The organism is Porphyrobacter sp. MBR-155 (genome assembly GCF_040547625.1).
Classification (GTDB): domain Bacteria; phylum Pseudomonadota; class Alphaproteobacteria; order Sphingomonadales; family Sphingomonadaceae; genus Erythrobacter.
This window is the reverse complement of sequence record NZ_JBEPQB010000016.1, coordinates 1-19,683: the sequence shown is the minus strand read 5'-3', so window position 1 is coordinate 19,683 and position 19,683 is coordinate 1. Positions and strand designations below refer to the sequence as shown.

19 protein-coding genes and 2 pseudogenes are annotated in these 19,683 nt (G+C 56.9%); 8 read left to right on the top strand and 13 right to left on the bottom strand.

Annotated elements, in window-relative coordinates:
* Window positions 1-82: 82 nt before the first annotated feature.
* From ABIE62_RS14455 to ABIE62_RS14440, 4 genes are all read right to left on the bottom strand, one after another.
* A complete protein-coding gene (locus ABIE62_RS14455) occupies window positions 83-1,552 on the bottom strand; it encodes a DUF262 domain-containing protein (protein ID WP_354327063.1) in 1,470 nt (489 codons plus the stop codon).
* 68 nt (window positions 1,553-1,620) lie between these two features.
* Entirely contained in the window at window positions 1,621-2,583 is a 963-nt protein-coding gene (locus ABIE62_RS14450) for a hypothetical protein (RefSeq protein WP_354327062.1), read from the bottom strand.
* Between the two features lie 61 nt (window positions 2,584-2,644).
* Window positions 2,645-6,277: a type ISP restriction/modification enzyme gene (locus ABIE62_RS14445; RefSeq protein ID WP_354327061.1), complete on the bottom strand. Its 3,633-nt coding sequence runs from the start codon at window positions 6,275-6,277 to the stop codon at window positions 2,645-2,647.
* A 13-nt stretch (window positions 6,278-6,290) separates the two neighbouring features.
* Window positions 6,291-9,416 carry a helicase-related protein gene (locus ABIE62_RS14440; RefSeq protein WP_354327060.1) on the bottom strand — a complete coding sequence of 1,042 codons (3,126 nt, stop codon included), beginning with the start codon at window positions 9,414-9,416 and terminating at the stop codon, window positions 6,291-6,293.
* A 543-nt stretch (window positions 9,417-9,959) separates the two neighbouring features.
* Between ABIE62_RS14440 and ABIE62_RS14435 the strand changes: the two genes are divergently transcribed.
* The 3 genes from ABIE62_RS14435 to ABIE62_RS14425 are packed head-to-tail and all read left to right on the top strand — an operon-like array spanning window position 9,960 to window position 10,937.
* Window positions 9,960-10,148 carry a hypothetical protein gene (locus ABIE62_RS14435; protein ID WP_264392712.1) on the top strand — a complete coding sequence of 63 codons (189 nt, stop codon included), beginning with the start codon at window positions 9,960-9,962 and terminating at the stop codon, window positions 10,146-10,148.
* A complete protein-coding gene (locus tag ABIE62_RS14430; protein ID WP_354327059.1) occupies window positions 10,145-10,528 on the top strand; it encodes a DUF3768 domain-containing protein in 384 nt (127 codons plus the stop codon). The genes ABIE62_RS14435 and ABIE62_RS14430 overlap by 4 nt, the downstream gene beginning before the upstream one ends.
* A gap of 22 nt (window positions 10,529-10,550) precedes the next feature.
* Window positions 10,551-10,937, top strand: a complete 387-nt coding sequence (locus ABIE62_RS14425; RefSeq protein WP_354327057.1) for a hypothetical protein — start codon at window positions 10,551-10,553, stop codon at window positions 10,935-10,937.
* Between the two features lie 20 nt (window positions 10,938-10,957).
* Here ABIE62_RS14425 and ABIE62_RS14420 read toward each other — a convergent pair whose 3' ends face one another.
* Complete coding sequence (locus tag ABIE62_RS14420) at window positions 10,958-11,473, bottom strand: GNAT family N-acetyltransferase (protein ID WP_354327055.1); 516 nt, start codon at window positions 11,471-11,473, stop codon at window positions 10,958-10,960.
* 9 nt (window positions 11,474-11,482) lie between these two features.
* The gene (locus ABIE62_RS14415; protein WP_354327054.1) at window positions 11,483-11,779 is read right to left on the bottom strand and encodes a type II toxin-antitoxin system TacA family antitoxin; all 297 of its coding nucleotides are present in this window, start codon (window positions 11,777-11,779) and stop codon (window positions 11,483-11,485) included.
* A 274-nt stretch (window positions 11,780-12,053) separates the two neighbouring features.
* On the opposite strand from ABIE62_RS14415, the gene ABIE62_RS14410 reads away from it, so the two are divergent.
* The gene (locus tag ABIE62_RS14410; RefSeq protein WP_354327053.1) at window positions 12,054-12,296 is read left to right on the top strand and encodes a hypothetical protein; all 243 of its coding nucleotides are present in this window, start codon (window positions 12,054-12,056) and stop codon (window positions 12,294-12,296) included.
* 56 nt (window positions 12,297-12,352) lie between these two features.
* On the opposite strand, the gene ABIE62_RS14405 is transcribed toward ABIE62_RS14410, so the two are convergent.
* Window positions 12,353-12,565: a hypothetical protein gene (locus tag ABIE62_RS14405; protein ID WP_354327052.1), complete on the bottom strand. Its 213-nt coding sequence runs from the start codon at window positions 12,563-12,565 to the stop codon at window positions 12,353-12,355.
* Window positions 12,566-12,734: 169 nt separating this feature from the next.
* On the opposite strand from ABIE62_RS14405, the gene ABIE62_RS14400 reads away from it, so the two are divergent.
* Together ABIE62_RS14400 and ABIE62_RS14395 are read left to right on the top strand one after the other, a co-directional pair.
* Window positions 12,735-13,115, top strand: a complete 381-nt coding sequence (locus ABIE62_RS14400) for a type II toxin-antitoxin system RelE/ParE family toxin (RefSeq protein ID WP_354327050.1) — start codon at window positions 12,735-12,737, stop codon at window positions 13,113-13,115.
* A complete protein-coding gene (locus ABIE62_RS14395; protein WP_354327049.1) occupies window positions 13,112-13,414 on the top strand; it encodes a helix-turn-helix domain-containing protein in 303 nt (100 codons plus the stop codon). Before ABIE62_RS14400 ends, ABIE62_RS14395 begins: the two co-directional genes overlap by 4 nt.
* A 269-nt stretch (window positions 13,415-13,683) precedes the next feature.
* Here the strand turns inward: ABIE62_RS14395 and ABIE62_RS14390 are convergent, their stop codons facing one another.
* Both ABIE62_RS14390 and ABIE62_RS14385 read right to left on the bottom strand, forming a co-directional pair.
* On the bottom strand, window positions 13,684-14,508 hold the full coding sequence (locus tag ABIE62_RS14390) for a tyrosine-type recombinase/integrase (RefSeq protein ID WP_354327047.1): 825 nt from the start codon (window positions 14,506-14,508) through the stop codon (window positions 13,684-13,686).
* A gap of 9 nt (window positions 14,509-14,517) precedes the next feature.
* Window positions 14,518-14,949 carry an integrase arm-type DNA-binding domain-containing protein gene (locus tag ABIE62_RS14385; RefSeq protein ID WP_354327046.1) on the bottom strand — a complete coding sequence of 144 codons (432 nt, stop codon included), beginning with the start codon at window positions 14,947-14,949 and terminating at the stop codon, window positions 14,518-14,520.
* Window positions 14,950-15,499: 550 nt separating this feature from the next.
* Between ABIE62_RS14385 and ABIE62_RS14380 the strand changes: the two genes are divergently transcribed.
* Window positions 15,500-16,225, top strand: a complete 726-nt coding sequence (locus ABIE62_RS14380; RefSeq protein WP_354327044.1) for a restriction endonuclease — start codon at window positions 15,500-15,502, stop codon at window positions 16,223-16,225.
* Here the strand turns inward: ABIE62_RS14380 and ABIE62_RS14375 are convergent.
* A pseudogene (locus tag ABIE62_RS14375) lies at window positions 16,175-17,323 on the bottom strand (IS3 family transposase). The gene ABIE62_RS14380 and the pseudogene ABIE62_RS14375 sit on opposite strands and share 51 nt — an antisense overlap.
* Window positions 17,324-17,412: 89 nt before the next feature.
* Between ABIE62_RS14375 and ABIE62_RS14370 the strand changes: the two are divergent.
* Window positions 17,413-17,979, top strand: a pseudogene (locus ABIE62_RS14370) (HsdM family class I SAM-dependent methyltransferase); the annotation flags it as partial.
* Window positions 17,980-18,233: 254 nt separating this feature from the next.
* Here the strand turns inward: ABIE62_RS14370 and ABIE62_RS14365 are convergent.
* The 3 genes from ABIE62_RS14365 to ABIE62_RS14355 form a co-directional block, all read right to left on the bottom strand.
* Window positions 18,234-18,422 (bottom strand): hypothetical protein, encoded by a 189-nt coding sequence (locus ABIE62_RS14365; RefSeq protein WP_354327042.1) that lies wholly within the window; start codon window positions 18,420-18,422, stop codon window positions 18,234-18,236.
* A 60-nt stretch (window positions 18,423-18,482) separates the two neighbouring features.
* Window positions 18,483-19,013, bottom strand: coding sequence for a YbjQ family protein (locus ABIE62_RS14360; RefSeq protein WP_354327040.1), 531 nt, complete (start codon window positions 19,011-19,013; stop codon window positions 18,483-18,485).
* A 380-nt stretch (window positions 19,014-19,393) separates the two neighbouring features.
* Entirely contained in the window at window positions 19,394-19,588 is a 195-nt protein-coding gene (locus ABIE62_RS14355; protein ID WP_354327038.1) for an SHOCT domain-containing protein, read from the bottom strand.
* Window positions 19,589-19,683 lie beyond the last annotated feature (95 nt).

Sequence of the window (19,683 nt, the reverse complement as noted above, 5' to 3'; positions counted from 1 at the left end):
CAGCCATCCAAAGCCCTTCGTCTGGAAGGCGGACCCCGACGAAATCATCGCCGCACGTAACCGGGGGTTCCAAACGTTGGAGTCAATCCACTAGGTCGCCGAAAGGATGCTTTTCGCCAGAATTTGTCTCTTTAGCGATCAAGCGATCGACCCTTGCGAAGAAATAGCGGGTAAAGCGTGTAGGAATATCAGTGATGGATGTGTTGCGAAATTGCCCGTATTCGAAGGAGTGAATTACCTCAGTACCCCTGCGCTTTGACAAAAGGTCGATCAGCTTTTCTTCAAATATATCGGGAATTTCGCTAGCCGAATTACCACGAATACCAAGCGAAATTTCAAATACTGCATCTGAGAATTCATTGCTGTCGTATGAGCGTTGCAGTCGCAAGAGTGAAAAAAGTCTGTCAACATGATGCGAAACGAGCTGAATTTTCTGATCTTCTTCCGGATCATTGACCGTGCAACTTGAGAGGATCAGCAGGTACTGGCTGTCCATTTCATTGAGGCCATTGTAGTAGACGGCCTCGTATTCGAGCTCCTCGTCATAAGCGAGCGTTAACAACCGATCATACAGTTTGGTGTAGTATTCAAGTTCTTTGCTCAAGAACTCTTTAACGCGCTTTGGATTCCGTTCAAGTTTTAGGGCCTTCTTGAGGTCTGGCTTGAACATCTCACGGTGATAATCATTGTCGAAGCGCTGCCCCGTCTTTCGCGTATCAGCGAATTTTGCCTTGAGATAATAGACGAAAAACGCGTCGATCTCGTCGTCCGCATGCTGGTTGACCCGTCCAACACAGGCTTCCCATTTTTCGTTGAAATTTCCTGACTCCAGTTCGAGCTTGTCGATCTGTCCGAGCAGCTTTCCCTTTAGAATCTCGTAGGGCCTCAACTTCACGCCGCGATCATTTATTACCTCGAAAACCATTGGCACGTCGGTTTGCTCTACTGAAAGGTTGATCAGGACGAGCCGCCGCAAGAAGTAAAAAACGAAAGTCTCGAGGCGGTGTAAATCCGTCAACCGTTCAGCCAGATAACGCGCGATCAGGCTATAGTTGTTTGCCATGTTTTCGGCGGTGATGCCGGTGTCGACGGTAATCGTCGCAGCTCCATCAAACAGTGCTTGCAGTGTTTCGGTATGGCGCTCGTGGTTCATCCAGAACTGCGTTTGATATCCTGCTTGCCCGGCAATCTTGCTGCTTATCCAGCCTTTCAGCATAGATTTATCTGCATCCGCACGGTGAAGCAGATAAATCAAGATGAGGGTCAGGGTCGTTAACCGTTGCTGGCCGTCGACGACATAAACACGGCCATCGATCGTGTTGGTGACGTAGGTGTTGAGATAATACCAGGGGTACTTGGCTGCCACCGATTCAGGAGAAGGATCGAGCGCCTTGTTCGCCTCATATGCCACATCGAACGCGTAGAAGATGTCATCGAGAAGGCGGCGGACCGGTTCCTCGGTCCACTTGTAATCGCGTTGATAGAAATCGATATAGTAGGCAGTCGTGCCAAACAACTCGTCGATATTTTGCTTGTCGGGTGAAATATCCATTCAGCTGCCCCAATAATATGCTGTTGGTAAACATCAAAACATGCCAAAATACGGTATAGAGAATGCGCCTACGCGCTCGAAAGTTGATACATGTAGGCCATCGGATTCTTGTCCATCGCCTTGCGCTGTTTCTCGTTGAAGCCAATCCCAGCATTGAACATGTCACACAGACTCCTCAGAGCTGGCTCAGCAGCAAGTCCCGCCAATCCACCAGCCAAAGCACCGAACGGTCCCGCCGCGAGGAAACCGCCAACTCCAACTGCTGCGCTCACTACAACTGGCTTGAGCACCATTTCCGTCTTGGCGATGCCTATGGCACGCTTCAGCTCGCTCAGGTGGCGAGCCATATCGTCCCGAAATTCATCGTTGATCTGGTCGCGTTGGTTGTCACTTTGGACGCTGCGCAGACGGGCGACATGTGATTGCACTGCATCAGCGTAAGCGTGCCTCCATGCCTTGTAGTCTCCACCCCTCCGTTCCCGCTCCTCTCTTCTCCTGAAATCAATCAACTTTTCGAGGGAAATTGCGCTAGCATCGATCAGTTCGAGGGTTATGGGCACGACATGCGATTGTGCCAGTACGGGTTCATCGCGGTCACCGATCAGGCCATAGGCCAACATCTTGTCCGTTACGCGGGCAAAAGTTGACCCTGCGCAAGCATCGGCCAACTTTGCCATGATGGTGATCCCCGCTTCATGCTCGAACGGATAGTCACCGTTTGCCAACGGACCCGCCGTCATGCGGTGTTCTGCTAGCATGTGCCAAGTTTCATGGTTCAGCTTTTGCGGCCAGATTTCGTAAGGACGGTCAAGACGCAAATCTTCCCGATATTGAATCTGCCGGGGCATGCCCGCGGCCAGCATCGCTTCGATGCTTTTGTGCGCCTGTAGCTTGTTAGCGTCGTCGGGAACCAGCGGCTTCCCAATCAGCTCCCACGCCCCGGCCATTTCGGAATTGCTGTATTCGATACGGTAACCGGCGAAAGGGACGATGACTCGCAGCTTGTCCCAAAGGAGCATGGCGGATGCCATAGCCTGAGGGGACCGGACCTTTGAGTCCGGGTAATGGATCGCGGATCGCATCGCCATCGGTCTATGCCTCCCGTTCCACTTTGAACGCCCCCGGCCAGCCGCCGTGGGTTTCGATCACCTTGTCGATTTCGGCAATGATGCGGCGGGTTTCGGTGAGGGCTGTAACCATGCGGCGGTAGTGGAGGATGTCGTCTTCGGTGAGGACGCGGCCTTCGGAGGGGTTCTTGCCACCCTTGGCGGCGCGGTCTTTCAACCATTTTTCGCAAGGCTGGTAGCCGCCGACGTGGAACTCGTACGTGGCCTTGGGCACATCCTCGAACCAGCGGGAAGCGTTGATCTTGACCTTGCCGTTTTCGTATTCGGGATAGCCCTTGCCGACCCGCGCCTCACCGTTGCCGCAGAAGCGGATTTCGGGTGTTTCGAGCGCCGGGGCCTCCTCGGGTTTGAGCAAATGCAGTCCGACCAGTTGGCGGCCCAGCGATACGAGATCGGCGAACAGTGCGCGCGATCCCGGCGTGGGGATGCGCGGGAAGGCTGATTTGAGGAATTCGGCATAGCGGCTGCGATAGCTGGGGGCATGCAGAACTGCATAATTGTAGTCGAACAGATCACGCGGCCCGATACTTTGGCGCAGGTCGCCGCGCCCGTCCCTTGGTGTATCGAGAAGTCCAATCTGTTCTGTCTTGGGCTTGATGAAGTCTTTGCCCAGACTGCCCTGCTGCCCGCGCGGAATGCCATCGTCGTAGGTCAGGTTGAGGGCTTGGCTGACACCTTGCGCCCAGCCGCGGTCGATGTTGGGTCGGCGATGTGCTTCGCCGACTGAGGGTTTGAGCCAAAGCGGAAATAGGTAATTTATCTCACCGGTTTTGTTGGAAATATAAGTGCCTTCGCTCCGGGTAGGAGCAACAAGCACATTGGCCCAGTCGCCGGTAGCTTGCGTACGCTGCCGTGTTGTCACCATTCCCAGACTGTCAGCATCAGTCATTTGATCCATAACCTCTGGCCGAGGCATGCATTGGAAGCCACGTGACTTTCCGGTGAAAATGGTACTGCGTATGTCGAATGGGCGGTATGAAATTGGTACGATGTGATCTTGCAGCGACTTCAGACCCCTCAAATCATTCTGTGCATATTCGACTTGCCAGTCGCGCGGTTCCTTTTTCTTCCTCACTTTGATGGTCAACGGGTTTGAGAAGATTTCCAGCTTCCATTCGGATGGTCCGCCGAGCCGGTCCCGCTCCGCCAACAAATCTGTCAGATCCCTCGCGAGGAATTCAGTTGCCGTTGCAAGCATTTCGGCGGGTGTGAATTGCACACAGAGATCATCGTTAGCGGTTACAATGCCCGCGCTGTTGACCACTTGAATTTCTGCCAGACCTTTGTGGCTGTAAAATTCGGCCTGCAAAGGATTCTCTCCACCGACCGTCGTTGCCATAGGCGTTAGTCGATAAATGGGCGGAAGCGGCGTCAACGGATTGCTGGCGTTTGCCAAGCGGTGGTGCTCCAACCAATCAAGCTTTCCGCCGTCGTTGTCGCCTTCGCCAACTTTGCCCAACAAGTCGTGCTGCGCGATTGCCCCTTCAGATCGAAGTCTACCGGCAATCGTGATGTTGGTGCCTTCCTCAATGGCGAACACGCCTTCATCTCGAGACCCATCTGGTGCGACTTCACGCTTGTTGATGTTGCCGTGGAGATCAACAATCCGAAGCTGCGGAAAGCAGTCGATCACCTCGGTGCGCACACCACGAAAGGTGGGACTGTCCAGCCAGCTGTTTGAGGTGATGTAGCCCATTACCCCTGCGCCCGAACGCTCGATCTGCCTCATGGCCAAGGCGATGAACTTCACGTAGTCATTGTTCAGCCATTTCGGGTTCTTTTCGCCCAGCGGCGTGCCGCGCACCTGAAAGAACCGTTGAATGATCTCACCGGCAAAGGTCAGCTTGCCCTTGACCTTGCTCGGGTTCATCGAGTGGCCCTTGTATGGCGGGTTTCCGACCACGACGGTAAAGTGCCCGCATTGTTTGGCTGCATTGGCCCGTTCCGCTTCCTGAGCGAACGCTACCTGTCTAGCGCGTTCGTCCAAATCGAGATCGCGCGGTGGCTGAAGCGAATTGGTGAGCAGGATATGCGCTCGCTCGTCCGAGCCGAAGGTATATCCGCTCTCGAACAGTTTCAGGCCAATCTTCATATGGGCGATGGAGTAGGCCGCCATCTTGAGCTCGAAGGCGGTGATGCGCGGCAGCAGGTGCTGCGGCACATAGTCGTTCCACGCCGCCTTGATCTGGGCGGCCGATTTGCCTTCGGCCTTCCACGTCTCGACCATCCGCTTGTGAATTAGATCAATAACCTCGACGATGAAGGTGCCAGTGCCGGTGGCAGGGTCGAGGATCCGGACGAAGGCAAGATCCGGATCGATGTGACCGGGAACAGTGATTTTCTTGTTGCGGGCAGCCAATTCGCCCCAAGTTGTCGTGTCAGCTAGGCCTAGCGGCAGGTCAAATTCGGTTCGCAGCATTTCATCAACACCGCGAACAATGAAGCCGACCACCGCAGGCGGGGTATAGAAGATGCCCGCGTCGACCTTCTGGTCACTGTCATACTCGCCCAGAAAGTCTTCGTAAAAGTGGATCACCGGGTCTTTCTTGGGGTTCCGGTTGCCGAAATCCTCCAGCACGCGGCCCATCTTGGCCTGATTGAGCATGTCGACAACGTCGCGAACGCCAAGCTCGTCGAAGTCCAGCGCCGAGCTCGTGTCTCGGCCGCCGAGGTGAAGGAAACTGGAGAACAGCTCCTTGAGAAACGGATTGGTGCGCGGCACCATGTTCTCGAGGCGATCCGCAACAATGACGCTGCGTCCTTCATCGTCGACACTGGAAATGCTTGCCGCGAGCAGACCATAGCAGATGGTCTGGGCGAACATATCGGCAAAGCCATCGTCATCCAGATCGTGAATGAGGTTCTTCTGGAATGCCTTGAGCATGACCCGCATCGGGCCTGTTTCCGTTTCGGCATCGAGCAATTGATTGACCCGAGCACGGATATCACCAGCGAGAGCGGCAAGTCGCTTGGCAAGTTCCTGCGCAGTGGTGATGACTTCGCGGTCGCCGACCGAGAATGCGCTGGCCCACTGGTTGCGCCAGCCCGCCAGGTCCGATTGGTCATCGGGCCAGGCGAGCTGCTTTGAGAGCATACTCGCCGCATAGCGATTATGCAGGACCGTATCCCGCGGATTCCAGCCTAGCACCTTCATGACCGGCAGATCGCCGGTCGAGGCTCCGTCATTGAAATGGACAAACGCTAGTTCCCGCTCGCCCGATTTGCCGAAATTGGCAGCAAAGATCAGGTCTCGCTTGTCCCATGCAGCGCGCTCCGCGCCTTTGCTTTCGCCGCGCTTGCTCACCACTAGTGCGCGCAGAATACGGCGCAGCACGGTGACCGACATGGTTTTGTTCTCGAACGAGAGGAAGGAGATGCCCCAAGGCTGGTTGGTCACGAGCGGACGGAGCTGATGGATTTCGCGCAGCTTAGCCGCGTCATCGTTCTTCAGTCCGAGTTCGTGCGGCTCATATTCGAAGACGACGTCTTCAAGCCCGTAATCCTCGGGGATCGGCCATTCAAGCTTGTCGCGAAGCAGATCGACAAGGCGGGGGAAGCTGTTGACCTTGGCCAGTTCTTCGGCGGTGATGTCCGTCATTTTTTGATAGGCCTCAGTTCAGTTCCATCCACGCCTTGAGCACCGGCTTGACGCCGAGCGGGGCCTGGACCTTGCGCAGGAAGGATTTGGCGATGTGCTTTTCCACCGCGATGCGGATGTCGGACAGCTTGGCTTCCTCCATCTGCGTAACACGCGGCGTTTCTGGGGTAGAGCGAATGGAGCCGACGATCATCGGCGCATCCTCGCGGATGTCTCCCGATGCAACATCATAGAGATACCATTGCACGTCACCGGCCTCGACCGTCCAGACGTCTTCGCCCGAAGCGTCGCTGGCTGGCTTGTCATGCGCAGGGCGTGCGTAGCAGAAGAACACTTGCCGGGTGCCGGGCTTGAGGTTCTGCTTTCCGGAAAAAATGCCGTTGGGAAAGGCGCTGACCTTTTCATCCAAGCCCGTATTGGCATTTAGCAGGTCCTGCCATTCAAGGTGCAGGTTCTCGTCGGGGCTGCGTTGGCCTTCGTACTGTTCGCTGAAATTGCGCAGGTCTTCGTAATCGTCGTCCTCGCGCAGCAGCTGCTTTCCTTCGATGCCGAGCGTTTTGGAGATCCGCAGGGTTTTGTGCGCCACCTTGCCGTAGAGGCGAAGCAGTTCGTCCAAATCATCGGGCGGCAGGAAGTTCCAGTAGGCGACGGTGCCGCGCAGGTCCTTCTGGTCCGGGTGATCGGCAATAATCCGAGCTTCGATGGCCGGGTTCATGCGCCGGTCAACACGGCCAATGCGTTGCATCAGGCGCACAGGGTTCCAGTGCAGGTCATAATTGATCAGACGCGTGGCGTCCTGAAGGTTCAGACCTTCCGACAGGACGTCGGTCGAGACAAGCACTCGTATTTCCTTGTCGCCCTGCTCGGCGCTGGAGCTTTCGTTATAGTAGGGGGCGAAGCGCTGAATTACTGTCGCGCGGTCGCCCTTGGTGCCGCTGTCAATCTGATCGACGCCTTCTATGCCCGCTTCCTTGAGTTGCTGAGCCACATAACGCGCGGTGTCACCGAACTCCGAGAAGATCAGAACCTTATGCTTGGATAGCACCGGGTCCTTGGTGAGCATCTGGATCAGCTTTTTCAGCTTAAGGTCTTGGCTCGGTTTGAATTTCTCCAGTTCATTGAGGAAATCCGCAACCTGCTCGAGATCGGCGAGCGTGTCGGCAATGATCTCCTCGACCTTGAAATCCTCGCGGGAAAGCTTGACGACCGCTTCCAACAGTTCAGGCGGAACCAGGTCGTCTTCTACCTCGTCCTCGTCAAACATATCCTTCTGCGGAGTATAGTCAAGCAGCTTGGCGTGCTTGCGTTTCCATCGGGTAAGCGATGCCTTTTCGTGTTCGGTCTCGCAGTGGACTTCCATCCACGCGAGCATTTTCATCATAAGTCGCCAGCAGGATTGCTCAAAGGCCTTTGCTGAACTTTCGAAGCGCTTGAGGAAACTGGTGCGGATCAGTGCAACGACCTGCTTAAGTCGGCCCCGCTCCAGCGCGGTGGCGACTTCCTCGCTATCGCCCTTATAATAGGCATATGGGTTGTAGATGCCGAGCACGAATAGTGGGTCACGTTTGTGGAAGGCTTCGGCTACCATATCGAGCAGCTTGCCGTAGGTTTGCCGGACGGAATATTCTGCGACGGTCGGTTTGCGCGGCTCTGGGAACATCACCTCCCCGTCGCCTTCGCGCTTCATGCTCTCCTTCACATAGCTGCGGCTACGCTGAACAACGAGCGCATCGAACAGCGGATCAGCTGACAAGCGTATGGACGCGGCAGCGCTGTTGAGCTCAAGCTGCTCCTCACCGCTAGTTTTGCCGTAAATTTCGGCCTCGATCTTCTTTTCGAGCTGACGGATGTATCCCGGCAGGGAGTGGATGCCGAGCGTGCCGCCCGCGAAATGGTCGGCCTGATGCTGGGTGAAGAGTTCCACCATGTGCTGGAAGTCTGTGAGGCGGTTGTTGATGGGGGTCGCGGTGAGCATGAACATCTGCTTGCCGTGTGCCAGATCATAGAGCCGCCAGTACCGGGATTTCCGGGCCCCATCGTCCTCACCCTTGGTGCCCGTGTTTCGAAAATGATGGGCCTCATCGATAATGATTACATCGGCTTCCTCGCCGACACGATCCAGCTCCTCCTGCATTTTTTCGCGCATCAGGTCGGTGTGGCTGAAAATCTTCAGGCGGCTGTAGCCTTTGAAGACATCGGGCAAGCGCTTGCGCAGCTCGCGCTCCCATACAGGCGTTTTGGCAGACTTGGGCACGAAGAGTGCGACATTCTTTTTCTCGTGCACGGCGAAGCGCTCGATGAGCATAAGGCCGATGAAGGTTTTGCCGAGACCGACGCCATCGCACAGGAACGCGCCGCCATACTTTTCAGCGCGTTTCAGGAGCCCACCATATCCGTCTTGCTGATAGCGGGCCAGAACAGGAAAAATGCGTGACGTATCTTTTTCCCATTCGCTGGCGGTTTCCTCATGCCCGAGAAAATACTGCTGCAGCGACCGGGCGTACACTTCGAACGGCAGATATTGTCGGACATGGCGTTCGAAGGCTTTGAGGATTTCGGACGTAACTTCTTCGGCTTCGTCCCAATGCTCGTTGTACCATTCCTGCAGCACAGCCACGGGGGCGCCGGTCACCTGGACATTTAGTTCGATGTTGTCGGTTAGGCCAGGCAACGTGAAATTTGACGATCCGACCAGCGCGCTGGAACCCACCACTTCCATGTGCGCATGGGTGATGTAAGCTTTCGCGTGGAACTTATCCTTGCGGTACACTCGGCATTCGATTTTCCCCTCCCGCAAAGCGGCAACGATTGCACTAACACCTCGCAGGAAGTGATTTTTTTGTTTTTCTGCTTCAAGGCTTCCGTCAAGCACTGACGATGCAGCAGCTAGGGCCGATTCAAATGCCTTTTTAGTTCTGCGGGAAACTTCATCCCCCATCAGAATACGAATCTTATCCAGCTTCTGCCACTCACCATCCAAAGCAAGCAGAGCGCCAACTTCAAAAAATCCAGATGCTATATCGATGCTTTTGGAGAGTTCGCACCAATCCTTAAGATAGCGGAGGGCTTTCCAGTCATCTTCGCTGTTATCGACGATGAATAGCTCACTTCCAACGCGTGCGCTGCTTCGTTTTGGCATTAAATCACCTCTCTCAGGAGCTTAGGCGGCGCAGCTTGGAATCGCAATGTGAATGGCGCTACCCTTCCGGGTGACCTGCTCTATCCGCTTGCGCGGACCGGGCCTGTAGTCCCGGCCCATCCGGGTGACGATCAGGAGCGGGTGCAAGCGGAGCGGGAGGTTCTGGAGGACGCGCTCTGTCCCGCATGGCCTTTGGCCATGCTCCTGAGGGCGCGGTGTTCCTGAGCTGACCCGCAGACGCTCTTGCCTCTCTCATTGCCGGACGCCCGCTGGCCCACTTGGCCCGCGCGCAGGGCGTCCGGCGGCTTCGCGCCGCGCAAGGGCGCCGTTCTTGTGCGGATCGCTGCGGCGATCCTTGAGGGGAACGCCAAGGGCTTTGCCCTCTCGTTCCCAAACCCCAATCGACCCCCCCGTGTTGCGGGCTTCGCCCGCTGGCCCGCGCCAGGGCATCGATTGGGGTTTTCCCTCCCCCTCCCATCCTCGCCGGAAGGCAGAGCCGCATGCCGCGTGTCGGATGCGGCTTTGCCGGATGGAGAACGGACCATGGGTGACCTGATCTTGAATTACCGCGCATGCGGGGCCGAGTGCCGGGAGGACTGGCTGCGCATGCTGGCGCATGACAATGGCTTGCCGCTTGTGGCGGTGCAGCAGCTGGCGGACGAGCTGGGCGAGCGCGAGGATTTCGGAGAGCTGGTGCGGCTGTGCGAATGCGGCGGGAGCCTTGCGTCGTGAGCGGCGCAGTGCTCTCCCGCGCCGAGCGGATTGCACGGCTCAATGATCTGTCGCGCCGGGCCATGGGCTTCGCCTGCGTGGTGATGGCGACCGAGGGCATTCGGGCTTTGTCCGAGGCCGACCAGTCGCGGCTGCGCGAGTTGGTCGAGACCTTCGATGCCTTCACGCCGTACAACGATCCCTATGGCGAGCGCGACTTTGGGGCGATCTATCAGGGGGTGGACGGGGTCTGGTCGACCTTGCGACCTGTCGATGTTGCGGTGACCGTGTTCTGGAAGATCGATGCCTATGACCGCGAGCTGCGGTTCGGCAGCGAAGACCCTGCCGATCCCGCCGTGACCCGGCGGGTGCTGACCATCATGTTGGCGAGCGAGTATTGATATGGCTGGCCTGTCCCACACGGTGGAACCGTCACGCCTTGCTTTCGGTGCGTGGTGCCACGCCAGCGAGAAGCGGATCGGCGAAGGCGATATTCGGGCCAGCTACAGCGCCGACCGTATTGGCATGGGTCAGCCCATCCGCAAGCCGTTCCGATACGGTGGAGAGCTCTGGGCCTGCATTGGCACAGGTCCTGCGGGAGCCGAGGCCTACCGGCTTGTGCACCCGTCCCTCTATGGAGGCATAGCGCGAACCTATCATGATCGGTGCCGGGATGGCGATCGTGCGCGCGGTGATCCGGCAGGCTTTTATGACGGCATTATCGTGCGTCACGCCGGACGGGAACTGGTGATGGCCGGTCCGCCCGCCACCTTCGTGGCGGGCGAGGAGGCGCAGCTGTCGCTGTTCTGAAGCTGCGGCAAATTGCGGGGCTAACCCTTCGCGGCGCTGGCTTCGAGCGATGCGGCAATGTCGAGAATCGAGCGCGCGAGAACCATCGGATCATCCTTCGATGGCAAGAACCCGCGCCGCTTCCAGAATTGCGCGGCCTCCTCATCGACCGCGTTGACGATCAGCGCCCGGCCACCGATCAGCGCTGCGCCTTCGGCGCAGCGCTGCAAAGCATGTTTGAGCAGGCCGGTGCCGATGCCTTTGCCCCGCCATTGCCCATCGGTCGCCAGTTGGCCCAGCAGCAGGCAGGGCAGAGGATCTGGCGATTGACCGGTGCGGATCGCACGCGGCAGGCTGGCTGGGACAACGGCGGTTGGCGCGAGGCCATAGAAGCCGATCACTTTCCCCGCGTCATGGACCACCATGACGGCGGTGAAACCCTTCTTCTGGTTTGAGAGCGCACGGGTGCGCAGCCAGTTGTCGAGCGACGGCTTGCCGCACGAGAATGACGTAAGATCATGCGCTTCGCTGAGCGGCTCGGGTGCGGAGATTTGCACGGGAGCGGCCTATTCGGCAGCAGGCTTTGATTCCCAGGGAGCAGGCCGCTTCAGCAGCTCGACCATTTCCGGCACGGGCTTGGCCGGGCGGTCGAGCATGTCGACGAAGGCGGCGAAACCTTCGGGCGACATGCGAATGAGCGTGTTCTCCATGATCACCTCTTCTGCCGTCCGCACAGCCGCATCGCGCATGAATTCCGTGCGTGACCGCCCCCGCAGGCTCGCCGCGCGGTCGATGATCGCAATGTCGGCATCGGCAATCCGCATCGACAGCGGGTGATCCTTACGCTGGGTCGAACGAGCCATGATCAATCTCCTTGAGGCTGATCTAGCACAATGTATTGCATTTTGCAATACGGAGTCGATCCTGACGGCTGGGCTGGGAGGCGGCAGTGCCCCACGCTTCCCTTCGGTGTGGCGACTTCGTTTTGGGCACCCGGACTGGCCGCACGCGGGCGAGGGTCAATGTCCGGCCCGCGCCGGTTCCTAGCAGTCACCCGTGTAGGACATGACCCCGCGCCCTTTGCCGCGCGGCCCTTCTGTCTGGTGCAACGAGCCACCAACACGAAAGGAACATCTCATGGCCCGCACTACCCAAGCACCCGCACCCGCCAGCGCGCCCGAGCCCAAGGCTCCGGATTTCATCGCCTGGCATGTCAGCAATCGCGGCGAGAAAGCCTTCTGGACCAAGGTCGGAGCCGCCTGGTTCCACCGCGACAGCAAAGGCCTGTCGCTGCAGCTCGAGGTCGTGCCGATCAATGGCCGGATCGTGCTGCGGACGCCGCTCGACGACGAGACCAAGGAGGTGCAGCCGGGCGCTTAGCGCCCGGCGATGCCGCGTAGATCACATAACCGGCGCACGACTTTTGTTTCGGTCCTTCAGCTACCATCGAACGTCTGGCGAAAAATCGCATCTTTCTCCTTGATAGCCTTGCGCTTCATTTCGCTGCGGCAGCGTTCCAAATCGGCCACGAGACTGTCGATTGCGAAGTCAATTTCCTCATCTGCCAAGCAGTTCACTGTGAGACGCTTAACCGATGCAGCGACCGCCGCGCCATGAATGCCATATTCAATTTCGAATTTTCCGGGCATCGGCTTGCCTCCATGTTTGCCGCTAAACGCAATGGCGAGACAATGGCCTGTATCGTCATATAATTCAAACTAACACACGGTCGTGCGGGCTTGTGCCGCAGCCCTCTCATCCTTGGGTCTTACCAGACTTGGCATGGACAAACCTAACACCTTGTGCTAGGGAACTGGTATGAGGGCGTTCAAGGGCAAACAGTTCAGCCGTTGGGCAGCTGCAGAAAAAATAAGTGACGCCGATCTGTGTCAGGCGGCAACGGAAGCTTTTGCGGGTCAGGTTGAGGCTGATCTGGGCGGCTACCTGTTCAAGAAGCGCATTGCCCGGCAGGATGGTGGGAAGTCTGGTGGTTACCGCACAATCCTGGGGTTCAGAAAGTCCAATTCATCCCGGATTTTCTTTCTCCATGGTTTCCCCAAGAATGTCCGGGCTAACATCACTGTGCGGGAACGCAGTGCGCTGAGTGCAAACGCTTCTGCCCTGATCGACACAACAGATCGGCAGATCGAAGAATTGAAGGCGATAGGTACGATCTTGGAACTGGAGTGCGGAACATGAGCGACATTCTCGAAATGGCCCACGACATGGCCAAGGACCTCCATGCCGTTGGGGCTATGGACGCCATCACCATGCGGATGATGGACGAGCTGTGCCTGCCGAAGAAGCGCACCTTCACAGCTGCTGACATCCGCCGCATCCGCAGTCGCACGCGGATGAGCCAGCCCATATTTGCTGCCATGATCGGCGTCGGTGTCAGCACGGTCGCGCAATGGGAACAGGGCAACAAGAAGCCCGGCGGATCATCGGCGCGCTTGCTTGACGTGATCGACCGGAAGGGCATCGAGGCCATCGCGTAACCGTAGGGCACGTCTCATCCAAAATAGCATTCGAGATCAATTCACGAGCTTGAGACGACCGCGCCTTGCCGATTGGATGGCCTTGCTATCCGAAGACATGCCAACAGTGACCAGCCCCGCTCCTGCAACGCGGTCCAACAATGATTTTCTGTTGGCAGTGTTTGGACCCGAGGGTCGCGTAAAGACGGCTCGGTTGAAAACACGGGATTGGCAGCGCAAGATTGCAGGGCTTCAGTGGTCTCAAATGTCAGCAATTCCGCGCCCCCACTTCAAGTCAGTAACGCCATTTCGAGCTGCATAGCACCGCCGGATCGCAGGCGTTCAGCCCTCGCCGCCGCTTCACGTTCAATCATGGCGGCCCAGTCGTGCATCACCTGCTTGCGCCGTTCGAACAGCTCCGACTTGTTGTAAACCCGCATGATCTTTGAGGTGGTGGCGGTGGCGACATGGTTCAGGATGCGATCCACCACTGCAATGTCGGCGCCGAGAACCTCGCATGCCAATGTGCTGAACGTGGTCCGCAAATCATGGATGGTCCAATGCTCCATGTCGACCGGCTCCTGCCCGGCGACTTTCGCCGCTGCAATACGCCGCTCGCGGATGATCCGGTCCAAGCGACGCTTGGCCTTGGCATAGCCAGACACTGACGTATCGCCGGTCATGCTGAAGACGAACGGGCTATTTTTCGGGCGGTCCGACGCCGCCAAGGCTTCCTGGATCAGAGCGACGGCAAGGGGCGACAACGGGACACGCAGCGAATTGCCGCTCTTGGTTCTGTGGCCGGGCAAGGTCCAGACAGCGTTGTCGGGATCGCCATCGGCAACGAGGTCAAGTTCGGAGACTGGCATTGCCGCCACTTCCTCACGGCGCATGGGCACCACGATCAGCAGACGGTAGAGCTGGCCGAAGGGATAACCGAGCTCTCCCATGGCATCCCAGATTTCCATAAGCTCATTGAGTGAATGGAACCGGTCGCGGGTGCGCTCCTTGGCGGGCTTCTTGATGGTCGCTGCCGGATTGCTTTCCACAATCTCCTGATCGACACACCAGTTCATGAAGGCTTTCACGTATGCCAGATTGCGGTTCGCCGCCATCGGGGCCTTCTACGCATGCTTGCGAACGGCATCCACGATGTCGGTCCGTGTGATCGATGTGATGTCTTTCGAAGCGAACCGCTTCAGTACCCCCGATTTCCCGTCGAGGGCGCGGCGGCATTGCGACCCACGCCGCAATTGCGAAAGCTTGAGGCGTTCATAGTCGTCGAGCACGTCGGAAAGCTTGCGCTGCATCCGCGCCGCCCGCTCCGCCTCGCGCTTTGTTTCCCGCTTCTCCTCGTTGGGATCAACGCCTTCGACAACTTCGATATACTTTGTCCGTGCTGCTTCGCGCGCATCTGACAGGCCCATGCCCGGCCACGCGCCTAGCTTGATCCGGGTGCGCTTGCCATTGCGCAGGCGGGTACAAAGGAGCCATGTTGCGGATCGCTCGCCAGCCCGAATTCGCAACCCTGCTACCCGATCATCGGCAAGCTCCATCTGCTTGCCCTTGACCATGCGTGCCCGTGTGATCAGGGTCTCGATTGCCTGCCTGTTGAGCGGTTTCACCATAATTCGCGCCAGTGCCTTTTCGCTATAGGCTCCATATAGGCTCCACTTTGCGGAAGGACAACGCTCACCATATCCGCACCCAACCGAACATTTTTCGACAGGACACTATGACATAACTTATAAGTTTATCAGTAATATAGGGAATGCATCTAAGAACAATTCTGGGCAAAATTGAACACCCCTGAACATCCCAAAAATGGCCCCCTGATCAAACTCTTAATCAGCGGGTCCTAGGTTCGAGCCCTAGTGCGTCCACCACTTCCCATTGAAATTCATAGAAAAACCTGCGAGCCAAAGGTAACGGCTTAGGCGGCCCTGCCGATTAGGTATCAGATTAGGTAACTTCGAGGGGTGAAGCCCTGTCGGATCAGATGATGAGGATCGGGCAGGTGGTAACCTTTGAGGCTCGACCATTCGAGTGGCATTCTCTTGGCATCCGTGTCCCTTTGTGGAATGGCATTCGGGAAAGGGGGACCGCGTGACGATACCTAGTTACCAAACGCTCATGCTGCCAGTCCTGAAGCTCGCTGCGGAGGGCGACTGGCGAGTCCCGAAGGCGGCGGAGGTTATCGCCGACCAATTCGAACTCTCGGAAGAAGAGCGCGAGCAGAGCCTGTCCAGCGGACGCCAGCGACTCCTGCACAATCGTATCCATTGGGCGAAGGTCCACATGATGCGGGCAGGGTTGATTGAAAGCCCCCAACGCGGCGTGTTCCGTGCGAGCGACGAGGGAAGAGCCTTGCTGGCGAAGAACCCCATCTCAATCGATAACGAGACGCTGAAATCCTACCCAAGCTTTGTCGAGTTCCAGAAGGCAGGATCGGCAGGGCAGACGAAAGCGGAACAGCCAGTCACAGACGCTGCGTCCGTTTCGTCGGCTACCCCTGAAGAGCAGATTTATGCAGCACAAGCAGTTCTCCACTCTGCATTGAGTGGCGAACTTCTTCAGCGCATCCTCGACAACTCACCCCTTTTCTTCGAGCAGCTCATCGTCGATCTATTGGTGTCCATGGGCTACGGTGGGTCGCATCAAAACGCCGCGCTCAAAGTAGGCAAGAGCGGCGATAATGGCGTCGATGGGGTGATTGACGAGGATCGGCTGGGCCTCGACCGGATTGGACTTGTACCGGTTTCGTGCCGGTCACTGATCTCATTATGCCACCTTGGCTTCGAATGCGAGCGGGCTGATGCCGCCCAGATATGAATGGCGGCGGCGGGTGTTGTAGAACCCGTTGATGTATTGGAAGATGGCGGCCTCCGCCTGACGCCGGGTTGGCCAGCTCTGCCGCCAGATCAATTCTGCTTTCAAGGATTTGAAGAACGTCTCGACGGCTGAGTTGTCGTAGCAATTACCCTTGCCGCTCATTGATGGCCGCAGGCCGTAGGCCTGCAGCTTCTTCTGATAATCGTAGGAGCAATACTGGCTGCCGCGGTCGGAATGGAACATGCAGCCCTCTGGCGGATTGCGGAGGCGTACAGCCATGTCCAACGCCCGGATCGCCAGATCCTTTTTCATCCGGTCGCTGACCGCCCAGCCCACAACGCGGCGGCTATGCAGGTCGAGGATGACGGCCAGGTAGAGCCAACCCTCCTGCGTCCAGACATAGGTGATATCTCCAGCCCATTTTTGGTTGGGTGCCGCAGCAACAAAATCGCCGTCGAGCCAGTTCGCCGCAACGCCCAGGCGGTGGTTGCTGTCAGTGGTTACCTTGTGCCTGCGCGTGCGAACCGGCTTGATCCCATTGATCCGCATCAGTCGGCCGACCCGTCGCTCGCCGACATCGAGACCTGCCTCTTTGAGCTCCATTGTCATGCGAGGACGACCCCCGGCCTGCGCCGGGGCAGGCTGCACTGCCAAGGCTCAGACTATATTGCTCCCGGATATGGGCCAGCACCCTCATGTCTGTCCGGGAACGCTGGCTGATCGGCCGCGTGCGCCATGAACGATAGCCACGAGGGCTGACCTGCATCACCCGGCAAATCGTCTCCACCGGCCACAAATGACGCCAGCTCTCCACGAATGCGAACCTCACGGCCGCTGGCTCGCGAAGAACCGGGTAGCCTTTTTTAGAATCTCCCTCTCCTCCTTGAGGATCCGGTTCTCCAGGCGAAGACGTTCGTTCTCGCGGGCCATATCTGCCTGCGGCGCGGCTACCAGATCAGAGGGCCGGTACTGCGACACCCACTTGCCCAGCGTCGACAAACCTACGCCCAAATCCGACGCCACACGCCTCCGCGACAGCCCACTGGTCAGCGCAATGCGCACCGCCTCCTGCTTGAACTCTTCTGTATGTTTGATCATCTCGCCGGTCTCCTTGATCGAGTGTTAAACTCTCAAGTGACCGGCGCAAAACCGGTACAAGTCCATTCAAGTTCACAACGTCCAACAAGCAGCTGAACTTCCTCCAGCACATCATGACTATCATGGAAGCGAATGGACGTGCCGGAGTGGTGCTGCCTGACAACGTGCTTTTCGAGGCGAACCGTGCCGGAGAGGGGATTAGGAAGCGACTGCTAGAGGGCTTCAACTTCCACACCCTGCTACGCCTGCCGACCGGCATCTGGTATAGCCCCGGTGTGAAGGCAAACGTGTTGTTCTTCGACAAGCGCCCTGCCTCGCGCGAAGCCCAGACCAAGGAACTCTGGGTATATGACTACCGCACCAACGTCCACAAGACGCTCAAGACAAAGCGCCTGGCCAGCGCGGACTTGGATGACTTTGTCGCTTGCTACCATGAGCGCAAGGAGACCGAGCGGTTCCGCCGCTTCACCTACGACGAGCTCGTCGAGCGCGACAAGCTAAACCTCGACATATTCTGGCTGAAGGACGATAGCCTCGAAGACATCGACAGCCTGCCAGAGCCCGACGTGCTGGCTCAGGAAATCATCGACAACCTTGAAGCCGCGCTGGAGCACTTTCGCGGGGTGACAGAGGAGCTTGCCGTCGCAGCGGAGTGAATGAGCGGTTGATGCGATCGGAATGGGCTTAGTGCCGCCATAGCGTTTGTGTAATGCCGTGAAGATGGACGTCCTAGACCATACTGCCCACTCGCACCCGGATGGAGCCAATCAGGCCATCATCCGCATCTTAAGCCATCCACGGGAGGAGGGACTCAAATAAAGATATTTTTATCTTTTTATATCAGATCGTTGTCAGCTTCCGCTATCGACATAGGCCCCCAATTAAGCCCCCAACTTTGCCAGTGAGCCACTCAATCTGGTGCATAAACGTAGATCTTGCCGTGCATGATCCGGTATCCATACCCTCTGGCCGTCGCTTCCGAGGAAATTTTCTCGGAAGTGACGCCAGCGGGCAGAGATGAAATGGTCCGATATATCTGCCCACCCGGCTTGCCCAAGGATTTTGCCGACAAAATTTTCTCGATGCTCTTGATCGTCATAGCCAGCCAATCAGTTCGGCGATTCGTATCGGATAATTTTGCAACAAACTCAATGAGGGATTAGCTCTTCTCAATAATGACCGCGTTTCCGTTAGCGGTGACACCAAAGACGTATGGCAGATACAATGTCCCGCCGCCGGAATTAGCAGTCTCTGGGTCAAGCGTCAGATAGTCGAAGTCAACTCCAATTACAGCGTTGCAACCAAGATCAAAAGCAGCTTCTTTAAGTTCAGTCAGTGCTTTACGCCTAATGCTTGCCAATGAAGTCATAAGACTTTCACCCACATCGGTTACACTCGAAAAGAAGCCCTGACTTCCTCGGTCAATTTGAACAACGTCGTCGCCGGAGATATATCCAGAATACTTCGTGATCTTGTAACCATCAAAACTGAACCCGGAGGTAATGAGCATACCCGCTAATGCTTGCTGCTTCTGCTGGGCAGCAAGATCCTTCTGCTCGGCCATTCGCTGCTTCTCGGCGTTATCACCTGCTACGCGCGCTTCATGATCTATTAAATACGCCTGGAATCCCGTGACCGCTTCATCAACATATTCGTCATCAATCGACACCCCCCCATCAATCCAATCCACGACGGTATGCCAGACGACTCTCTCAGAAATTTCTCGAACAGGTTCTGATCAATGCCGTATTGATTGGAAATATCCTTCGTCTTCATTCTATTCCCCCCTATCTTAAGTATCGCAAAACATCCGTGTTTGTTGGGTCCAAATCCAATATCAAGCTGGCGTAACGCCGTCTATTTTCAGGATCGCTCGTGCATTTTGCAAGAAGCTCCTGAATATCGTCATAGACCGATATTATAGCCCCTTTTTTTGACACGTCTTCGGGACTCGGAACAAATTTTAACCGGCAATACGCACAAACGACATAGCCTTTTTCGTCAAATAGCTCGTTGCTACCGCATTTCGTGCATTCAATCAGCTTCATAGGAAACCATTCTCTAAGGATTCTACAGACCAAGCGCCTTCGTCTTGGCGGCGATAAACTCAGACTGATCAATCAAACCCGCATCTAAAGCGCGCTTTAGGTTTTCCAACACGGCTACCAAATCTTGGCCCGGTTGAGCATTATTTTCAGTCCGATCTGTAGATGGCGCCTTCTGCATAAGCTCTGACAGCCCAACAGACCCTGCGGCGATGCCCATGCCTAGTGGATTGACTCCAACGTTTGGAACCCCCGGTTACGTGCGGCGATGATTTCGTCGGGGTCCGCCTTCCAGACGAAGGGCTTTGGATGGCT